This window comes from Curtobacterium sp. 1544 (genome assembly GCF_040544915.1).
GTDB classification, from domain to species: Bacteria; Actinomycetota; Actinomycetes; order Actinomycetales; family Microbacteriaceae; genus Curtobacterium; species Curtobacterium pusillum_C.
Genome location: NZ_JBEPKX010000031.1, coordinates 33,228 through 52,389, shown reverse-complemented (window position 1 = coordinate 52,389; position 19,162 = coordinate 33,228). Strand labels below are relative to the sequence as shown.

The 19,162-nt window shown below is 73.0% G+C and carries 16 protein-coding genes; 4 read left to right on the top strand and 12 right to left on the bottom strand.

Translation table 11 applies throughout. The features are described 5' to 3' along the window. Positions 1-172 precede the first annotated feature (172 nt). The 6 genes from ABIC61_RS15585 to ABIC61_RS15560 all read right to left on the bottom strand — a co-directional run bounded on the left by ABIC61_RS15585 (position 173) and on the right by ABIC61_RS15560 (position 8,687). Positions 173-1,501: an NAD(P)/FAD-dependent oxidoreductase gene (locus ABIC61_RS15585; protein ID WP_354030649.1), complete on the bottom strand. Its 1,329-nt coding sequence runs from the start codon at positions 1,499-1,501 to the stop codon at positions 173-175. Positions 1,502-1,533: 32 nt separating this feature from the next. Beyond that, entirely contained in the window at positions 1,534-1,743 is a 210-nt protein-coding gene (locus ABIC61_RS15580; protein WP_354030648.1) for a hypothetical protein, read from the bottom strand. After that, complete coding sequence (locus tag ABIC61_RS15575; protein ID WP_354030651.1) at positions 1,740-3,497, bottom strand: DEAD/DEAH box helicase; 1,758 nt, start codon at positions 3,495-3,497, stop codon at positions 1,740-1,742. The genes ABIC61_RS15580 and ABIC61_RS15575 overlap by 4 nt, the downstream gene beginning before the upstream one ends. Before the next feature lie 170 nt (positions 3,498-3,667). Further along, complete coding sequence (gene dinB / locus ABIC61_RS15570; RefSeq protein WP_354030647.1) at positions 3,668-4,918, bottom strand: DNA polymerase IV; 1,251 nt, start codon at positions 4,916-4,918, stop codon at positions 3,668-3,670. Next, on the bottom strand, positions 4,915-7,293 hold the full coding sequence (locus tag ABIC61_RS15565) for an FUSC family protein (RefSeq protein ID WP_354030646.1): 2,379 nt from the start codon (positions 7,291-7,293) through the stop codon (positions 4,915-4,917). The genes dinB and ABIC61_RS15565 overlap by 4 nt, the downstream gene beginning before the upstream one ends. Positions 7,294-7,532: 239 nt before the next feature. Then, a complete protein-coding gene (locus ABIC61_RS15560; RefSeq protein WP_354030645.1) occupies positions 7,533-8,687 on the bottom strand; it encodes an acyl-CoA dehydrogenase family protein in 1,155 nt (384 codons plus the stop codon). A 23-nt stretch (positions 8,688-8,710) separates the two neighbouring features. On the opposite strand from ABIC61_RS15560, the gene ABIC61_RS15555 reads away from it, so the two are divergent. Then, complete coding sequence (locus ABIC61_RS15555; RefSeq protein WP_354030644.1) at positions 8,711-9,505, top strand: SGNH/GDSL hydrolase family protein; 795 nt, start codon at positions 8,711-8,713, stop codon at positions 9,503-9,505. Positions 9,506-9,616: 111 nt separating this feature from the next. On the opposite strand, the gene ABIC61_RS15550 is transcribed toward ABIC61_RS15555, so the two are convergent. Genes ABIC61_RS15550 through ABIC61_RS15530 form a run of 5 tightly spaced genes read right to left on the bottom strand, consistent with a single transcriptional unit; the run spans position 9,617 to position 14,799 of the window. Then, complete coding sequence (locus ABIC61_RS15550) at positions 9,617-10,987, bottom strand: serine hydrolase domain-containing protein (RefSeq protein WP_354030643.1); 1,371 nt, start codon at positions 10,985-10,987, stop codon at positions 9,617-9,619. Beyond that, entirely contained in the window at positions 10,984-11,553 is a 570-nt protein-coding gene (locus tag ABIC61_RS15545; protein WP_354030642.1) for a GNAT family N-acetyltransferase, read from the bottom strand. Before ABIC61_RS15545 ends, ABIC61_RS15550 begins: the two co-directional genes overlap by 4 nt. Continuing rightward, the gene (locus ABIC61_RS15540; RefSeq protein ID WP_354030641.1) at positions 11,550-12,782 is read right to left on the bottom strand and encodes a D-alanyl-D-alanine carboxypeptidase family protein; all 1,233 of its coding nucleotides are present in this window, start codon (positions 12,780-12,782) and stop codon (positions 11,550-11,552) included. The genes ABIC61_RS15545 and ABIC61_RS15540 overlap by 4 nt, the downstream gene beginning before the upstream one ends. A 48-nt stretch (positions 12,783-12,830) precedes the next feature. Beyond that, on the bottom strand, positions 12,831-13,499 hold the full coding sequence (locus ABIC61_RS15535; RefSeq protein ID WP_354030640.1) for a DUF1097 domain-containing protein: 669 nt from the start codon (positions 13,497-13,499) through the stop codon (positions 12,831-12,833). Then, positions 13,492-14,799 (bottom strand): amidohydrolase family protein, encoded by a 1,308-nt coding sequence (locus ABIC61_RS15530; protein ID WP_354030639.1) that lies wholly within the window; start codon positions 14,797-14,799, stop codon positions 13,492-13,494. The genes ABIC61_RS15535 and ABIC61_RS15530 overlap by 8 nt, the downstream gene beginning before the upstream one ends. Before the next feature lie 146 nt (positions 14,800-14,945). On the opposite strand from ABIC61_RS15530, the gene ABIC61_RS15525 reads away from it, so the two are divergent. Genes ABIC61_RS15525 through ABIC61_RS15515 form a run of 3 tightly spaced genes read left to right on the top strand, consistent with a single transcriptional unit; the run spans position 14,946 to position 18,300 of the window. Continuing rightward, positions 14,946-15,665, top strand: a complete 720-nt coding sequence (locus ABIC61_RS15525) for a FadR/GntR family transcriptional regulator (RefSeq protein ID WP_354030638.1) — start codon at positions 14,946-14,948, stop codon at positions 15,663-15,665. Further along, entirely contained in the window at positions 15,662-16,744 is a 1,083-nt protein-coding gene (locus ABIC61_RS15520; RefSeq protein WP_354030637.1) for an acetamidase/formamidase family protein, read from the top strand. The genes ABIC61_RS15525 and ABIC61_RS15520 overlap by 4 nt, the downstream gene beginning before the upstream one ends. Then, positions 16,741-18,300, top strand: coding sequence for an AtzH-like domain-containing protein (locus ABIC61_RS15515; RefSeq protein WP_354030636.1), 1,560 nt, complete (start codon positions 16,741-16,743; stop codon positions 18,298-18,300). The genes ABIC61_RS15520 and ABIC61_RS15515 overlap by 4 nt, the downstream gene beginning before the upstream one ends. On the opposite strand, the gene ABIC61_RS15510 is transcribed toward ABIC61_RS15515, so the two are convergent. Then, entirely contained in the window at positions 18,297-19,112 is an 816-nt protein-coding gene (locus ABIC61_RS15510; protein ID WP_354030635.1) for a TrmH family RNA methyltransferase, read from the bottom strand. The two genes, ABIC61_RS15515 and ABIC61_RS15510, sit on opposite strands and share 4 nt — an antisense overlap. Between the last annotated feature and the right edge of the window lie 50 nt (positions 19,113-19,162).

Below are 19,162 nucleotides of genomic sequence, written 5' to 3'. Positions count from 1 at the left end.
GGCCGGCACCCGGCCCCCGCCGTGCAGGTGGGGAGGGGGGGGTGGTTCGCCCGCGGGCGGCGCCCCCCGGGGGGGGGGGGCGCCCCCCCCCCCGGCGGGGGGGCGGGGGGGGGGGGGGGGGGGGGGGGGGGCCCGGGGGCCCCCCCGCCTCCAGGCCGTCAGACGGTCGCGTCTAGCTCTTCGACGCCTCGACGAAGTTGCTGCGCGGGTCCGTCTCCTTGATGAGCGAGGTCGCGTCGCGACCCGACACGGCACCGGTCACCCAGCCGATGACGATGCGGGCCTTCCGGTTCAGCGTCGGCATCGCGTACACGTGGTACGCACGGTGCGCGAGCCAGGCGAGCAGGTTCGTCATCTTGATGCCCTTGATGTTCGCGGCACCCTTGGCCACACCGTACGACGCGACGGTGCCGATCGAGGGGTGGCGGTACTCCTCGAGGGGCTTGCCCGTGATCGTCGCGACCACGTTGTCCGCGGCCACCACGGCCTGACGGACGGCGTTCTGCGCGTTCGGCGGGTAGTACGCCGGCTGCTTGTCGGCGGTCAGGTCGGGGACCTGCGCGACGTCGCCGAGGCCCCAGACACCCGCGACGACCTCGTGGGTCTCCTCGTTCTCGACCTGGAGCTTCGCGTTCGCGGCGAGGTGCCCCTTCGGTCCGCGCGGCAGGTCGGACGCGTGCAGGAGCGGGTTCGGCTTCACGCCGGCCGTCCACACGAGCAGCCCGGTGGCGAACTCGTCGCCGTCGGAGAGCTTCACGACGCCGCCCTCACAGCTGGGCATCGTGGTCTTCAGGCGGACGTCGATCCCGCGAGCGCGAAGGGCCTCGAGGGTCCACTTCGACAGCTCCGGGCCGACCTCGGGCGCGACACGGTCGAGCGCGTCGATGAGCACCCAGCGCGGGTGCTCCCCCGCGAGCGACGGGTAGGTCTTGATGGCGGCCTGCGACACGTCGAAGAGCTCACCGATCGCCTCGACGCCGGTGTAGCCACCGCCGACGAAGATGCTCGTGAGCAGGCGGCGGCGCTCGTCCTCGTCACGGGTGGCTGCGGCCTTCGCGATGTTGTCGAGGAGCTTCGCACGCACGTAGGCGGCCTCCTCGACGCTCTTGAAGCCGACGCCGTACTCGTCGAGCCCGGGGGTCGGGAACGTGCGCGTGACCGAGCCGAGGGCGACGACGAGCTGGTCGTAGCCGAGCGTGCGGTCGTCACCACCGGCCGTGGCGATCGAGACGGTCTTGTCCGCCGACGAGATGCCGGTGACCTTGCCCTGGATGACACGGGTCTTCCGGAGCGCGCGACGCAGCTCGACCGTGACGTCCTTCGGGGCGATGTGACCGCCGGCGACCTCCGGCAGGAACGGCAGGTAGGTGTAGTACGTGTTCTGGTCCACCAGCGTGATCCGCATCGGCACCGTGGCCGCGTGCTTCTGGAGCTGCTTGACGGTGGTGTAGCCGGCGGAACCGCCGCCGAGGACGAGGACGTGAGGGATGGAGTCTGCCATTCCCCCGGTCTACCCGAATACGGCTTGTGATGTCATGAGCCGCGCGGGCGGTCGCGCAGACGCCACCAGGCGGTCTCGGCGAGCTCGACGCCCGTGTAGACGCCGTGAGGCGTGCGACGGGACTCCGTGAGGGAGAACCGACGCAGCCGGTAGCCACCGCCGAAGTGGTCGATGATCGCCTCGGGTGAGGACTCCGCGTCCCGCTTGACGTACCAGGTGCGGTCGTCCACGGGTTCGATCACCTGCGCCCGCCGATGCGGGAGCGCAGCACGTCGATGCGCTTCTGGATCTGCTCGATGCTCGCCTGCGCCACCGCCGGCCCCCCGCTGATGCGGCGGAGCTCGGCGTGGATGGCGCCGTGCGGCTCGTTCGAGTGCCGCGACCAGATCGACACGAGCCGGTGCAGCTCGGAGCGCTGCTCCTTGATCGTCTGGTACATCGGGCGGTCCTCGGCGACCGGGGCCTTCGGCATCCCGTCCTTCGGCGTGCGGCCCTTGGCTCGCTTCGCCTGGGTCGCCTGCCGCGCACGCAGCAGGTCGCGCACCTGGTCGGGTTCGAGCAGGCCCGGGATGCCGATGAAGTCGAGTTCCTCGAGCGATCCGACCTCGCCACCGGTGCCGAACTCGCCGCCGTCGTAGAGGACGCGGTCGAAGGATGCCTGCGAGTCGAGCGCCTCGAACGGCTGGACCTCGAGGAGACTCTCGGACGCCCGGTCCTCCTTGTTGGCCTCGGCGACCATGGCGTCCTCGGGGTTGTACATCCCGTCGTCGGCGTCCTTCGGGCGGTCCAGCGCGTGGTCGCGCTCGAGCTCGAGCGAGGCCGCGAGGGCCATCAGCCCGGGGACGCTCGGCAGGAACACCGACGCCGTCTCACCGCGGCGCCGCGCGCGCACGAAGCGGCCGATCACCTGGGCGAAGAACAGCGGTGTGCTGGCACTCGTGGCGTAGACCCCGACGCAGAGCCGCGGGACGTCGACGCCTTCCGACACCATGCGGACGGCGACCATCCAGCGCGAGGTGTCGTCGGCGAAGGCGCTGATCCGGCTCGACCCCGCGGCTTCGTCGGAGAGGACGACCGTGGGCCGCTCCCCCGTGATCTGCTGCAGGATCCGGGCGTACGCGCGGGCCGTGGTGGTGTCCGTGGCGATGACGAGCCCACCGGCGTCGGGCACGCCGCGGCGGACCTCGGTCAGACGCTTGTCGGCCGCGGACAGGACCGCTGGCATCCACTCGCCCTCGGGCGCGAGCGCCGTGCGCCAGGCCTGCGCGGTGATGTCCTTCGTGACCTGCTCCCCCAGGGACGCCGACATCTCGTCGCCCATCCGGGTCTTCCAGCGCATCTGCCCCGCGTACGCCATGAACAGCACGGGCCGGACGACGCCGTCCTTGAGTGCGCGGCCGTAGCCGTAGTTGTAGTCGGAGATCGAGGTGCGGATGCCCTGCTCGTCGGGGGCGTACTGCACGAACGGGATCGGGGCGGTGTCCGACCGGAACGGGGTGCCCGACAGGGAGAGACGTCGGGTGGCCTTCGAGAAGGCCTCCCTGATGCCGTCGCCCCACGTCAGGGCGTCGCCGCCGTGGTGGACCTCGTCGAGGATGACGAGCGTCTTGCCGCCCGCGGTGATCTTCTGGTGGACCTCGGGGTTCATGCCGACCTGGGCGTACGTGATCGCCACGCCCTGGTAGTGCCGGCCGAACATGCCGTCGCCGTTCTTGAACATCGGGTCGATCCGGATGCCCACCCGGTCGGCGGAGTCGGCCCACTGCCGCTTGAGGTGCTCGGTCGGGGCCACGACGACGATCCGGTCGACGGTGCCGCGGGCGAGCAGCTCGGTCGCCAGGCGGAGCGCGAAGGTCGTCTTGCCAGCGCCGGGGGTGGCCGCCGTGAGGAAGTCGCGCGGCTCGGTCTCGAAGTACTTCGTCAGCGCCTCGACCTGCCAGGCGCGCAGCTTCGACGCGGTGCCCCAGGCGGCGCGGTCCGGGAAGGCCGGCGACAGGTTCTGGACGGCCGAGTTGCCGGCTGCCTCGGCAGCGGCGACGGCTTCGTCGTGCGCGACGACGGGGTGCTCGGGTGCAGCGGGTGCGTCGTCCCACAGCGCCGCGGACTGGTCCCCGGCAGCTGGCTGATCGGTGTACTCGGCTGCGCTCACTTCGGACGATTCTACCGTCACCCTCGGTCCTGCCGAGCGTGCGGGACGTGCCCCTCGGGCGTGCCGCGGACCAGGGAGGCCGGTCGGAGCACGCCCGCGCCGAAGCGTGCGGCGACCGCGTCGACCGTCGTCTCGGTGTCGCGCCACGGCGCGTCGTCGTCCCACAGCGCGTTGCTCGCCGCGGCCGGCACGAGGTTCTCGCCGCGGACGCCGATGAGCCGGATCTGGTTGCCCGGTCGGTGCAGGACGTCGTACAGCTCGACGGCTTCGCGGTGCAGGCGCTTGGCGACGTCGGTGGGTTCGGCGAGGGTGCGGGACCGGGTCAGGGTGGTGAAGTCGGTGTAGCGGACCTTGAGCGCGACGGTCCGGGCCTGGACGTCCGCGCGCCGGAGCCTGACGGCAACCTTGTCGGCCAGGCGCAGGAGTTCGCGCGCGACGTCGTCACGCTCGGTGAGGTCCCGCCCGAACGTCATCTCGTGCCCGATCGACTTCTCGCCGACGCCGTCCTCGACGACACGGGGGTCACGGCCCCAGGACAGGTCGTGCAACCGCTGCCCACCGGCCGGTCCCAGTGCGGAGACGAGCGAGCCGAGGGGTGTCGTCGCGAGGTCGCCCACGGTCCGGATGCCACGACGCTCGAGGGTCTCCTGCGTCTTGCCGCCGACGCCCCACAGCGCGGACACCGGCTGCGGGTGCAGGAACGCGACGGTGTCGGCAGCCGGGACCACGAGCAGGCCGTCCGGCTTGGCTCGACTGGACGCGAGCTTCGCCACGAACTTGGTCGACGCGGCGCCCACGGAGCAGTGCAGGCCCGTCTCGGCGTACACCGCCGCGCGGATCGCGCGGCCGATCTCCCACGGGGTGCCGTACAGCCGGATCGCGCCAGCGACGTCGAGGAAGGCTTCGTCGATGCCGAGCTTCTCCACCCGGGGCGTGAAGCGATCGAACACGGCCATCACCGCGGCGGACTTGTCGCGGTACTTCTCGAAGTGCGGCTCGACGATGATCGCGGCGGGACACCGACGCTTGGCCACGGCCATCGGCATCGCGGAGTTCACGCCGTACTTGCGCGCTTCGTACGTCGCCGCCGTCACGACGGAGCGGTCGGAGTCGTGCCCGACGATCACCGGCAACCCGCGGAGGTCCGGCCGGTCGAGCAGTTCGACGGAGGCGAAGAAGGCGTCCATGTCGACGTGCAGCACGCTCGCCGTCAGGTCGTCGACGGGCGCGTCGGACACCAGTCGGTTGCGTCCGTCCTGCTTGCTCACACGGCGATGATGCCAGGGCCCACCGACATCGCACCGACGACGGTCGCGTGGTGGCGGTCGGCGAGCAGCGCGAGCGCCTCGTCGATGCGCCCCAGCGCGTGCGCGGCAGTCTCGATCGCCCGCTCGTCGCCGCGTCCGGATGCGGCCGCCACGGCCTCGTCGAGCCGGTCGCCGACCCGCACCCAGACCGCCGCCGACGTGGCGGACCGCGGGCCGGCCACGATGCCGTCCGCGAGCTGCGCGATCGAGGAGGCGAGGCTCTCGGCCGCACCACGCAGGGCGGCTGGCGGGTCCTGCGGGGCCGCACCGAGCCTCCCGGCCGACTCGCGCGCGAACGTCGCGGCCGCCTGCAGGGAGGCGCGCGTCCTGGCGTCGGCGCGCGCCGGCCCACCCGTCGGGAACCGGACCATCGGCCGCAGGACCGCGTCGAGCTGGTAGGTGGCGGCGTCGACCGCGCGCGACTGCGCACGCAGGTCGGTCGCGGAACCGGCGGCCGGACTGGGCCCACGCCCCCGGTTCCCGGCCGACGCGCCAGCGGCGGACGGGCCGTGCCGGTGGGGAGAGGCGCGGTCCGCCTCCGTCGCGTCGCCAGACTCCGCCTCGTCGTCGGCCTCGAGCCCCACCAGCGCGAGCACGAACGCGCGGACCGCGACCAGCTGCCGCCGCACGGCGCGCCGGATGACGGCACGGGTGGCGATCGGGAAGACGACGGCACTGACGAGGACCGCGACCGCGGCGCCGAGCAGGTTCTCGGCGAGACGCATCGGGATGAGGGAGTCGGTGAAGGTGCCGGAGAACGCGTACACCTGGCAGAGGACGACGACGAGGCAGGCGGCCCAGACCGAGTACACGCCGCCGAAGCCGTACGTGCCGACGGCGAGCAGGACGCAGACGAGCACGATCGTCACCCACGGGTGCGTCGTGCCGAGCAGGTGGGCGAGGACGATGCCCAGCGCTCCCCCGACGACCGTGCCGACTCCGCGGTGCAGGCCCTTCCGGATCCGCTCGTGCGTGGTGTTCGTGCCGGCGAGGACGATCATCACGCCGATGACGCCCCAGTAGAACCGGCTGCCGTCGAGCAGGAGCGCGAGGGGTTCGACGATCGCGACGGCGATGGCGGCGTGCACGGCGGTCCGGAGCGACGCCGTGAGGTGCCAGCGTCGCCACGGCCCCTCGGCGACGGCGTCCGCGAGGACCGGTACGGCTCCGGCGGGTCGACCACCGGCCAGGATCACGGGCGTGGCGAACGGGACGCCGGCTCCGCGGCGGGGCAGCTCGTCGCGGAGCTCGCGCCACCGCAGTCCGGCGGACCGGAGGTCGGCGAACTCCGCGGCCATGCGGCGGACGATCGCGGTGGTCCGCGACCCCTCGTCGGCCGCCGAGGCCGTGATCCCGTAGCGGGCGAGCAGCGTGTGCGCCGCGTCCTGGCCGTGGCTGCCGCCGTGGCGGAGGACGACCGTGAAGGCGCGGAGCGCGGCGTGCCGGACGTCCGACGGCGCGCCGTGCTCGACGAGCGCCCCGGCCCCGCGTCCGAGTTCGTCGATCGCGAAGTGCGTGTCGAACACCAGGCGGTGCAGCTCCTCGGCGGCGGTGTCGGCGTCGACACCGCTCGCGGCGAGCATGCCGTCGACCGTCAGGGCGATCTCGTGGTACCGGTCGCGGGCTCGGCCCAGGCGTCGGAGGGCACGGCGGCGGGCGCGCGGGTCGTCGGCGGCGGCGCCGACGGTTCCGGCTGCGAGGACGGCTGCGGAAGCCTCGAGCACGTCCGAACCCCGGGCGACGAACCCGCGGCGGGTCCGGAGCAGCGCGCGGTGCGGGTCCGGCCGGAACAGCAACCGGACGACGATCGTCACGGCGAGGGACCCGGCGACGACGAGCCCGAGCGGGATGACACTCGTCTCGGGCAGCGGCAGCAGGAGCCCGCACAGGTACCCGGCGAACCCGACGATCGCCGCGTCCGCCGCCCAGGCTCCCCACGACGCCGCCGCGAACTGCAGGAAGAGCAGCACGACGATGAGGACGAGTTCGAGGAGCCGGAACGGCTGCAGGGCGATGCTCCCCGCGAGCGCGACGACGAACGGCACGAGGACCGCCGCGGTGCGCGCGGCGGTCCGGCCGGTGCTCGGGTCGACGATCACCAGGCAGGTGATGAAGGCCGGCATCGCGCCGATCATCACGCCGAGGATCGCCGGCAGCCCGAACGCCGTCGCGATCGCGTACCCGACGGCCATGCCGGCCGGGACGGCGACGAGGGTGCGGAGGGCACCGTCGGTCTTGACCAAGCCGGGGTCGAGCGCGAGGGCACGGTCGGTCAGTCGCTGGGTGCGGGTCCGTCGCCGCGGGGCGGTCCGGTTCGTGGTCTCGGTCCTCGGCACGCTCCGGCCGCCTCCTGTTCACTCGGGAGGGCAATCGTACCGCAAGCGAACTAGTTGGAGGGGGTGGCGGGGCCGACTCCGACGACAATGCCGATGTCGTGCGACGTCCGCGTCGTCGCAACCCCGCGCGCGCAACCGTTGCGGACGCGGGGCTGCGACAGGACCGATGTCGTACGACGTCGACGATGTCGTTCCGACCGGCGCGAGGAGCACCCCGGCCACCGAGGGCGTGCGCCGCGTCAGGCGAGCGGCCCCAGCACCGACGCCGCGATCGTCCGCGCCGCCGAGTCCCGCGACGACGGGTGGTACTGCCCCGCCCGGACGTCCCGGGCCAGGCGGGCGAGCTCGCCCCCGGCGCGGTAGGCCCCACCGCCGACCACCCGCATCGCCTCGTCCACCACGTGTTGCGCCGCGTCGACCGCGCGCGCCTTCGTCCCGACCAGCAGCGGGAACCACCGCGGCCCGAGGTCGTCGAGCTCGTCGACCGACCGCGCGAGCGAGGACACCTGCAGCTCGATCGCGTCGACCGTCCCGCGCATGTCCGCGATCGCCCGGCGCACGTCCGGGTCCTCGGACCGCGGCGTCCCGTCGAGTGCAGCGCGCGACCGCACTGCCGACACGGCCAGTGAAACCGCCCGCGAGGCGATCCCGACGTACACCGAAGCGATGAGCAGCTCGAACGACGCGAAGATGCCGAACACGAGCGGGTCCTGGTTCGGCCCGACGGGCAGGGTCCGCACGATCCGGTCGGCCGGCACGTGCACGCCGTGGAGCTTCGTCGTGCGGCTCTGGGTTGCCCGCATCCCGAGCGTGTCCCAGTCGTCGAGGTGTTCGACGTCCCCGTCGGACCGCAGCACGAAGCCGTGCACGAGCCGCGGTTCCGGCCCGGACTCGTCCTTGCCGAACACGCTCAGCACGTCCCACGCCGGTGCGAGCGACGTGAACACCTTCGTGCCCGTGAACCGGTAGCCGCCGTCGCCGTCCGGCTCCGCCGTCGTCAGCGAGTCGAACAGCACGGCGTCGTTGCCCGGCTCGCTCACGCCGAACGCGAGCAGGTGGTCGTCCGCCGCGTGGTCGGTGACGGCCTGGAGGAACGACTCACCTCGCGCGGACACCGCGCGCGCCGCCTGCACCCAGACCTGGTGCATCCCGAGGCCCAGCGCCGTCGCCGGCGCGGCCTCCGCGAGCCGCCGCTGCACCGCGGACGTCGCGGCGAGGCCGAGTCCGGCGCCGCCGCGTTCGACGGGCACGCCGAGCCGCAGGTAGCCGGCCGCTCGGAGTTCGTCGAGGTCCTCGGTGCAGAACGCGTTCGCGGCGTCGTAGCGGGGTGCACGAGCGGCGATGCGCTCCAGCAGCTCGTCGTCGAGCACCACCGCGGGGTTGGCCTTCGTCATGCCACGAGACTATGGTCCGAGGAGTGTCAGATCGTCATCCGTGGTCCAGGTACGTCGCGATCGGTGACTCGTTCACCGAGGGGATCGGTGACCCCGACCCCACCGTCCCCGGCGGGAACCGCGGATGGGCGGACCGCGTCGCCGAGGTCCTGGCGAACCAGACCGACGACTTCGCCTACGCCAACCTGGCGATCCGCGGCCGTCTGCTCCAGCAGATCATCGACGAGCAGGTCGAATCGGCCCTCGCGCTCCGCCCGGACCTCGTCACGGTGTCGGCCGGCGGCAACGACATCATCCGGCCCGGATCCGACCCGGACGAACTCGCCGAGCGGGTGGACGCGATGGTGTCGCGGCTGCGGAGCGACGGCGCGACCGTGGTGCTCTTCACCGGCCCCGACGTCGGGATGACCCCGGTGCTCGGCATGGTCCGCGGCAAGACGGCGATCTACAACGAGAACCTGCACGCCATCGCCCTGAAGCACGGGGCCCTCGTGGCGAACATGTGGGCGCTCCGGGTCCTCCGCGACCCGCGGATGTGGGCGCCGGACCGGCTGCACCACTCCCCGATGGGCCACGCCACGGTCGCGGCCGCCGTGCTCGACGCCCTCGGGGTCGAGCACGGGCTCGAGCCGTTCAACCCGGAGCCGCTCGAGGCGCGCCCGTGGCGGGAGGCCCGCGCCGAGGACCTCGGTTGGGCTCGGGAGTACCTCGTGCCGTGGGTGGTGCGGCGCATCAAGCACACGTCCTCCGGTGACGGCGTGACGCCGAAGCGGCCCGAGCTGCAGGACGTCGTCGAGCACAAGTCCGACACCCCGTAGTCGGACGGCGGGTCGCCGGGCGGTCGAGACCTTCGCGCCCCGTCACGGACATCGCGCCCCGGTGTGACGGGGCGCGATGTCCGTAACGGGGCGCAACTCCGGGCCAGCCCGTCAGACGGCGGGTCGCCTCAGAGTCAGCGGTCCGTCGTGCAGCGGCTGGGTCGCCCAGGACGCCGTGGCCGTCCCGGACGCGAGGTCGACCCGCAGGTGCGCGAGGTGCGGCGTCTCCACGAACCGCACGTCGACGAGCACGGTGCCGTCCGGCGCGACCGCACCGCTCGCCGCGAGGGGACCGTCGACGGCCCACTCCCCCTCGCCGACCGGCACCGAGAGCGTCCCGCCGTCGACGTCGAGGGCCGCGCGCCAACGATCGCCGTCGCGGCTGAACGCGAGCCCGTCGATCCCGTCACCGCGGAACGGGCCGGCGGCAGCGAGGTCGGGGAGCCGACCACCCGCGACCGCGGGGAGCCCCAGGGAGGCGAGTCGTGCCTCCAGGCCGGTGTCCCCGGCCGCCTCGACGTCCGCAGCGTCGACGGCGGGCAGGAGGTGCTGCCAGGCCGCGTCGAGGACGGCCTGCATGTCGAGGCTCTGCCCGGTGAGCGCGAGGACGACGTCCAGCTCGGGCAGGACGACGCAGAACTGGCCGTACGCGCCGTCGCCGCGGAAGCCGTGGCGGGCCATCCAGAACTGGAAGCCGTAGCCCTGGCTCCAGTCCGGGTTGCCCTCGTCGGGGTTCGCCACCTGCGTGGTCGTGGCAGCGGCGACCCAGTCGTCGTCGAGGATCCGCTCGCCGTTCCACACACCACGCTGCAGGTAGAGCTGGCCGAGGGCCGCGATCGCCGAGGTGGGCGCGTAGCAGCCGCTGAAACCGAGCTCGGCACCGGTGTCGTCGCGTCGCCAGGCGAGGTCGTCGATGCCGAGCGGGTCGAGGAGCCGCGGGCGGAGGTAGTCGACGAGCGACCCGCCGCTGACCCGCCGGACGATCGCGCCGAGGGTGTACGTGCACGGCTGGTTGTACGCGAAGACGGTGCCGGGCTCCTCGTCGGGCGGGGTGCGGAGGAACCCGCGGACGAGGTTCTCCGGATCGGCGGCGCGGGCACGGTCGAGGGTCTCCTCGCGGTGGCCGCTCGCCATCGCCAGCAGGTGCCGGACGCGGATGCGGCGGCTGCGCTCGTCGGTGACGTCCGCGTCGAGCTCCGGGAAGTACGACAGCGCGGTGGCGTCGAGGTCGACGAGCCCTTCGCGGACGGCGATCCCGACGGCCGCCGCGGTGAAGCTCTTGCTGAGGGAGTACAGCAGGTGCACGCGGACGCTCGCGTACGGCGCCCACCACCCCTCGGCGGCGACCTGGCCGTGCCGCAGCAGCACGATGCTGTGCGGTTCGACGTCTGGCGTCGACTCGAGGGCGTCGAGGAACCGGGCGATGCCGCGGGCGTCGATGCCGAGGGCGGACGGGGTGGACCGGGGGAACGTCGTCGTCACGCGTCCGACACTACGGACCGCAGCCCGGTGACGTCCGGTGCCGGGTCAGTGGCGAGGCGGGCGTGGGTCTCGACGTCGAAGCGGTCGTCGCCGTAGCGGAGCTTGTCGCGTTCGACGCCCTCGGCGCGGAACCCCGCCCGAGTGGCGACCGCGCAGGACGCCGGGTTGTTCGTGCGGTGTCCGAGTTCGAGGCGGTGCACACCGAGGGCGAAGGCGTCGTCGGCAGCGGCGACGAGAGCCCGTGTCGCGAGTCCGCGGCCACGGGTCTCCGGAGTGAGCCAGTAGGAGGTCCAGGCGGTGCTGTGGGTGTGCTCGATGGCCGTCACGCCGACGTTCCCGACGACGACGCCGTCGCCGTCGCCGTCGCCGTCGCCGTCGTCCACGATCGCCCAGTTCCGGGCGTGCCCGTCGAACCGGTACGTGATCGCGATGAACGCCGCCGCCGCTGACTCGTCGTCGAACGTCCGGCCCCCGAGCTGCCGCGCGAGCTCCGGGTCGGCCGACGCTGCGAGCAGCACCGACGCGTCGGCGGGCCGCCAGGGTCGCAGGATCGGCACGACCGTCACGCCCCCTGGAACGGGTTCGTCCAGCGCCACCAGATGCCGGGGTCCTCGATGGGCCGTTCGAGCACGAGCGGCACCGTGACCGGGTCGTGGTCCGAGATCGTGAAGCGGACCTTCCCGACGCGCTCCCCCTTCGTGCCGAGGGTGATCTCGTCGAGGTGGGTCTTCGCGGACACGGTGGTCTTCCCCCAGACGAGGACCTCGGACGCCGACCTCGACACCGCATCGGCCTCGTCCTGCCACGGGGTCGAGAACGTGCCGAAGGTCTGCCCGGCGTGCGCGAGCGTGACGACCTGGAAGTTGTCCGCGACCGACCGGAGCAGCCGCTGGACGTCGACGTCGAGCGAGTCGTGGTCGACGCCACCGAGCATCGCGCCGATGACCGTCACGGTCTTCCCGCCCCGCTCGTAGGTCGCGGCGAACAGCAGGCAGGCTCCGGCCTCGTCGAGGGTCCCCGTCTTGATGCCCTCGACGCCGTCGAGCCCGAGGAGCTTGTTCGAGTTCTCGATCTCGCCGGCACCGGGCACCGTGACCTTCTTGGTCCCCACGACCTCCTTCACGACGGGGTTCGCGAGTGCGAGCTGCCCGAGTGCGACGAGGTCGGTGGCGGTCGACGTGTTGTGCGCGTCGAGGCCGGTCGGTTCCTCGATCGTGGTGTGGTCCAGGTCGTGCTCGTCGAGCCACTCGTCCGCTGCCGCTCGGTAGGCGTCCATCGACCCGAAGGCCCAGAGCGCCAACGACCCGGCGTAGTTGTTCGCGGACTTCATGAGCATCACCTGGAGCGTCTGGTACTCGGAGAGCTCCAGGCCGTTCGGCATCGGCGCGACCTCGCCGTTCACCGCGAGGTACTTCGCGTAGAGGGCCTGCATCGACGGCGTGAACGTGATCGTCGGCCCGGCCTGCCCCTGCTGCAGCGGCTTGTGGTCGAGGACGACGAGCGCGGTGACGACCTTCGAGATGCTCGCGATCGACCGTGGCTTGGTGTCGCCGCTCGTGCGGAGACTCTCCGGGAAGTCGGTCGCCTCGACCGCCGTCGCGCCGTACCCGGGGAACGTCAGGCCCGGCACGGAGGACGTCGGTGCCGAGTAGGTCGTCGTCGCGGCGCTCGCCGGGGCGAACGGCACGACCGCGGCTGCGGCGAGGTAGCCGACCACCAGCACGAGCACGGCGACGACGGAGATCGTCACCGGCCTCCGGACGGCGGAACGGGGGCGGCGGACGACTCGTGACACGGGAACCGAGCGTACCGGGGGTGGGTCGCGCGATGCTGCGAGGACGCGCTAGGCGCGCGTCAGCGCAGGATCGGACGGGAGGCGCGGTGCGGCCCCGCCGTCGACGGTCGCGTCCGGCGCGGCGGGGGTTCCAGTGCCGTCGGTTCCGTCGGTCCCGTCGGCTCCGGTCCCGTCGACTCCGGTGCCGTCGGCTCCGGTGCCGTCGGCTCCGGTCCGGCGCGCGAAGGTCCACTTCCGGGACAGGTAGGCGAACACCGGCCCGGCGGCGTTCATCACGACGACCGACACCCACGCCGCCCAGAGGTTCCCCGGCGCGAAGCCGAAGCCGCCGAAGTACGCCGCGAAGAACGACGCGAACCCGAGGAACATCCCCGGCACGAGTGCGAAGGCCCGCAGTCGCCCCGTGCACATCAGGGCGGTGTTGAACACCAGGATCACGACGCCGAGCACGACGTTCTTCGCGAGCTGCCCGTCGCCGAGCACGGTGCCGATGTGCTGGTCGATCAGGACGATGACGAGGGCGAACGCCGAGCCGACCGGCATCGTGGCCCAGAGCCGGGCGGCGTTCCGGAGCGTCGGCTTCGCACCGAGCAGGAACATCGCGGCCCAGCTGATGAAGATCGCCCAGGTGGGCAGGTTCAGGGCGGTGCCGCCGATGAACGCCGTGGCTCCGGCGAGCACGGAGGCGACGATCTCGTGGGGGATCCGTTCACGCATGGCTGAGCTCCTCGGTCCGGGTGGTGCTGGTGGTCCTGCGGATGGTGGTGGTGCGGGTGGTCTCGGCGACGACGCGGCCACGCTTGACGACGAGGTTCCGGTCGGGCCGGTCGAGCAGGACGCCCGACGGGTCGGTGGTGGACAGCACGACGAGGTCGGCGTCGGCCCCCGGGCGGATGCCGTACCGGTCCGCGATCCCGACGACCCGCGCGGCGCCGGTGGTGGCCATCGCGACGATCCGGGCGAGGTCCTCCGGCCCGGACAGGTGCCCGACCTGGGCGAGCAGCAGTCCGACGTCGAGCATGTCCGCGTTCCCGAACGGGGTGAACGCGTTCCGGACGTTGTTCGACGAGTACGCCGCGGTCACCCCGGCGTCCCAGAGTTCGCGGACGGGGACGACGCCGCGGCGGACGTCGGCGTCGTCCCGGCGACCACCGAGGTGCAGGTTCGTCGCCGGCAGCGGGACCACCGCGACGTCGGCCGCCGCGAGCCGGGCGAACAGGTCGGCGCGTTCGACCGACGGCAGGCTGGCTGTCGAGGTCACGTGGCCGAGGGTGACCCGACCCTGCAGCCCGCGGGTGACCACGGCGTCGGCGACGTACCCGGCGAGCGCGAACCGCGGGTCGCTCGTGTCGTCGGCGAAGTCGGCGTGCATGTCCGCGGGGATGCCGAACTCCTCGGCGAGGTCGAGGACGGTCTCGACGTGGGCGTGGCAGTCGGCGAGCGACAGCTCGTTGTACGTGCAGCCGCCGATGACGTCGGCGCCGATCCGGAGTGCCTCGCGCAGCAGCTCGAGCGTGCCGGGCGCCTTGCGGATGCCCTCCTGCGGGAAGGCCACGATCTGCAGGTCGAGTGCGTCCCGGTACTCGTCGCGGAGGCCGAGCAGCACCTCGACCCCGATCAGTCCGACGATCGGGTCGACGTCGGGGTGGGCGCGGACCAGTGTGGTGCCGTTCCCGATCGCCTGGTCGAGCAGGGCCCGGGCTCGGTCACGGACCCCGGTGTGGGTGAAGCCGCGCTTGAGTTCGCCGGTGACCGAGATGGCACCGGCGAGGGTGCCGTCCGGGTTCGGTCGCTCCCGGTCGAGCAGTGCCTTGTCGACGTGCAGGTGCGACTCGACGAGCCCGGGGACGACGATGCGTCCGGCGCAGTCGACGACGCGCACGCCGGGGTCGGTCGCGCGCACTTCCGATGCCGTGTCGGCGGCGGGTGTGACGGCCGTGATCGTTCCCCGCTCGACGACGACGTCGACGAGTGTCGGCGTGTCCGCGAGTCGGGCGTTGCGGAGGACCAGGTCCACGAGGGCCCCTCTTCTGATCGGTTCGGGTGGGACGTGGACCACCATTCGCCCGTCGTGTTTCCGACTCCGACGCCCCGTGTGACGGGCGTGTAAAAGTTGGTCGTACCAATGAACCAACCGGACCAATGGACCGTAGGCTCCCGGTCATGCAACGAGGACCGACCCTGAGTGCGACGACCGCGGCGCACCTCGGTCGCCTGGTGCTCGACGACCTCGCGCCGGGCGACAAGCTGCCCCCGGAGCGCACCCTGGCCGCGGACCTCGCCGTGTCCCGGACCACCATCCGCGAGGCCCTGCAGGAGCTCGAGCGCCGACGACTCGTGTCCCGGACGCCCGGTCGCGGCACCGTCGTGCTGCCCCGCTCGGTCGAGGCCGCCGAGATGCTCGACCGGATGTCGCACGACGCGTCCGAGACCGAGCACGTGACCGAGTTCCGCGCGCTCGTCGAACCGCAGATCGCCGCGCTCGCCGCGGTCCGGGCCGACGAGTCCGACCTCGTGCGGCTCGAGGCGATCCTGGCCTCGACGCACGCCGGCCTGAGCCCAGCCGAGTCCCTCGCCCAGGACGTCGCCTTCCACGTGCAGGTCGCCCGGGCCTCCGGCAACCCGCTGTTCGTGTCGCTCTGCGAGCTGAGCAGCGGATGGGTGCAGGACGTCCGCGCGAAGTCCCACAGCACCAGCGAGGGCCGCCGCTCGTCGTTCGAGTGGCACCAGCGCATCCACGACGCGATCCGTCGCCACGACGAGACCGCTGCCCACCGGGCGATGACCGACCACCTGGCGGACGTCGCCCACCTCGTGGAGAACAAGCACCACGAGAACAAGCACAGCGAGCGCAAGCACCGCGAGAGGGAGCACCACCAGTGACACAACCCGTCCTGCAACCCGGGGTCGGACCGATCCGCGCCACGCACTACCTCCCGGTCGAGCCGGAGCGGACGCTCTGGGGACGACTCCCGAGCAGCACCGACCAGCCCGCCCTCACTGTCCCGTCCGGCACCGAGGTGACGATCGACACCGTCAGCCACGAGGGCGTCCTGCCGGACCAGGGCAGCGACCCGGTGGCCTTCTTCGGTCGGCACGGGGTCCCGCGGGAGCACGTCCTCGCCGACGCGGTGGCGATCGCCCGGACGGCCCAGCGCGACCCGGACCACGACGGGCCGCACGTCGTCTCCGCCCCGATCGCCGTCGAGGGCGCCGAGCCCGGCGACGTCCTCACGATGACCGTGGTCGAGACGCTCCCCCGCGTCCCCTACGGCGTCGTGTCGAACCGGCACGGCCGCGGCGCGCTGCACGGCGAGTACCCCGTCGACGGCACCACCGTGAGCGTCTTCGCCGACGTCGTGACGGATGCCGACGGCGAGTGGGGGCGCATCCCCCTCACCGACGACCGCGAGCACTTCGCCCGCTTCCCGCTCGCACCCTTCCTCGGCATCATGGGCGTCGGCTCCCCCGGCGACCGACCGCACTCCGTGCCACCGGGGCGGCACGGCGGGAACATCGACGTGAACCTGCTGCAGACCGGCGCGCAGCTGCACCTGCCCGTGCTCGTGCCGGGAGCACTGGCCTTCGTCGGCGACCCGCACTTCGCGCAGGGCGACGGCGAGGTGGCACTCACCGCGATGGAGGCCTCGCTCCGCGCCACCGTGCGGTTCGACCTCACCCCGGGCGCAGAGGCAGCGTCGCGGTTCGGCGACCTCGTGTGGCCGCTCGTCGAGACGCACGAGTACCTCGTCCCGACCGGGCTCGACCCCGACCTCGACGAAGCCGTCCGTGCGTGCGTCCGACACGCCATCGCGATCCTCGGTGCCCGCTACGGCATGCAGCCGCACCTGGCGTACGCCTACCTCAGCGCGGCGACCGACTTCAACATCTCCCAGGTCGTCGACCTCGTCACCGGGGCGCACGCCCGCATCCGCAAGAGCGACTTCGGAGGGGCCCGATGACCGACCGGACCACGCCCGACGGGCTCCTGGAGGCACTCGACGCCTACGAGACCGCACTCATGGCGAACGACCTCGACGCCCTCGACGACGCGTTCGTCGACGCCCCCGACACGATGCGCGGCGACGACCGCGGGCTGCTCGTCGGCCACGACGCGATCAGCGCCTTCCGGGGTGCCCGGGGCGGGGTCGCCACCCGGACGCTGACGCGCGTCGAGGTCCGGCCGCTCGCCGAGGACCTCGCCCTCGTCGTCTCCGTGTCGGCCTTCGCCGCCGGCGGGAACGGCCTGCAGACCCAGCTCTGGCGACGCACCGACGGCACCTGGCGCATCGCCGCCGCGCACGTCACCGGTCGCACCAAGGCGTTCGACACGACGATCTGGCGGGTCGTCGGCGACCCGCTCGTCCCCACCACCGGCAGCGGCCCGCTCGACGGCACGACCGTCGCGGTGAAGGACCTCTACGCCGTCGCCGGACACGCCGTCGGCGCCGGCAACCCGACGTACCTGCAGGAGTCCGGCCCGCAGGCCGCGTCCGCCGCCGCGGTCGCGTCGCTCCTCGCCGCGGGGGCGTCGATCCGCGGGATCGCGCGGACCGACGAGTTCGCCTACAACCTCACGGGACGCAACGAGCACCACGGCACCCCACCGAACGGGGCGGTCGCCACTGCACTGCCTGGAGGCTCGTCCAGCGGATCCGCATCGGCTGTCCGTCTCGGGACGGCCGACATCGGACTCGGCACGGACACCGCAGGATCGGTGCGGGTCCCCGCCTCGTACCAGGGGCTCTGGGGCCTCCGGACGACCCACGACCTCATCCCCCGCGACGGGCTGCTCCCGCTCGCGCCGTCCTTCGACACCGTGGGGTGGCTCACGCGCGACGCCGACCTGCTCGTCCGCGTGCTCGACGCCTCCGTACCGGTCGTTCTGCCCGACCCCGACACCGCCCCGACCGTCACCGTCGCGGCCGACCTCGTCGCCGCGGCCGACGCCACGACGCAGGAGGCATTCCGCGCGTTCGTCGGCGAGGACCTCCCCGTGGTCACGCTCGCCGAGCTCGGCATCCCGCCGCTCGAGGACCTCCGCGAGACGATGCGCCTCGTGCAGGCCGCCGAGGCCACCGCCGCGCACGGGCCGTGGATCGCCGCACACCCGGCAGCCCTGAGCGCAGTCGTCGGCGACCGGTTCGCCGCGGCCGCCGCCAACCCGCCCGCCGAGGTCGCCGCGGCCGTCGCCCGGCTCGACGACCTCCGGCGGACGATCCGCCAGGCCCTCGACGGCCGCGTCCTGGTGTTCCCGACCACGCCCGGCCCCGCACCCGCGCTGACCGCCGACACCGCCGAACTCGAACGGACCCGCACCGCCACCACGGCCATGACGGCCCTCGCGAGCGTCGGCGGCCTCCCCGCGGTGAGCGCGCCCGGACTCAGCGTCGGCGGCGCGCCCGTCGGGATCAGCCTCGTCGGCGCGCCGGGGACCGACCGCGCCCTGGTGCGCACCGCGGAACGGGTGCTGCGGGACGGCACCGACCCGCGCCTCCCGGCAGTCGCAGCCGACTAACGCGACCGCTGTGCGTGCGCGACCGCCCACAGACCCACGGCGCTCGCCGCCGCGACGTTGAGCGAATCGACGCCGTGCGACATCGGGATGCGGACCGTCGTGTCGGCGGACGCGACGGCCGCGTCGGTCAGCCCCTGCCCCTCGGTGCCCATCACCAGCGCGACCTTCTCGGGGACGTCCGCGACGAACGCGTCCAGGTCGACGGAGCGGTCCGTCAGCGCCATCGCCGCGAGGTGGAAGCCCTGCGCGCGGAGTTCCTCACCGGCGGCCGGCCACTCGCCGATGCGCGTCCACGGGACCTGCAGGACGGTGCCCATGCTGACCCGGACGCTCCGGCGGTACAGCGGGTCGGCGCAGCGGGGGCTGACGAGCACGGCGTCGGCACCGAGCCCTGCGACGCTCCGGAAGACGGCGCCGACGTTGGTGTGGTCGACGATGTCCTCGAGGACGACGACGAGCTTCGCGTCCCGCACGACGTCGGCGACCTCCGGCAGCACGGGACGCTGCATCGCGGCAAGGGCACCGCGGTGCATGCGGAAGCCGGTGAGCTCCTCGAGCAGGGCGTCCGGGCCGACGAACACCGGGCCGTCGTGGTCGGCGACGAGCGGCAGCACGCTGTCGAGCCACTTCTCCTGCACGAGGATGCTGCGGGGCACGTGACCGGCTCGGACCGCACGCTCGATGACGGTGTTGGACTCGGCGATGTACAGGCCGCCCTCGACCTCGGAGACCCGGCGCAGTGCGACGTCCGTCAACCGGGCGAAGTCGTCGAGGCGGGGGTCGTCGAGGGAGTCGATGCGGACGGGGTGCACGGGGCTCGTTTCGGTGTGGTGCGTGCGGGGAAGTGACCGGGACGGTCGGC

Coding starts and splice junctions, on each gene's coding strand:
- ABIC61_RS15585 (WP_354030649.1), bottom strand. CDS start 1,501: ATGGCAGACTCCATCCCTCACGTCCTCGTCCTCGGCGGCGGTTCCGCC.
- ABIC61_RS15560 (WP_354030645.1), bottom strand. CDS start 8,687: ATGACGAAGGCCAACCCCGCGGTGGTGCTCGACGACGAGCTGCTGGAG.
- ABIC61_RS15535 (WP_354030640.1), bottom strand. CDS start 13,499: ATGCGTGAACGGATCCCCCACGAGATCGTCGCCTCCGTGCTCGCCGGA.
- ABIC61_RS15525 (WP_354030638.1), top strand. CDS start 14,946: ATGCAACGAGGACCGACCCTGAGTGCGACGACCGCGGCGCACCTCGGT.
- ABIC61_RS15515 (WP_354030636.1), top strand. CDS start 16,741: ATGACCGACCGGACCACGCCCGACGGGCTCCTGGAGGCACTCGACGCC.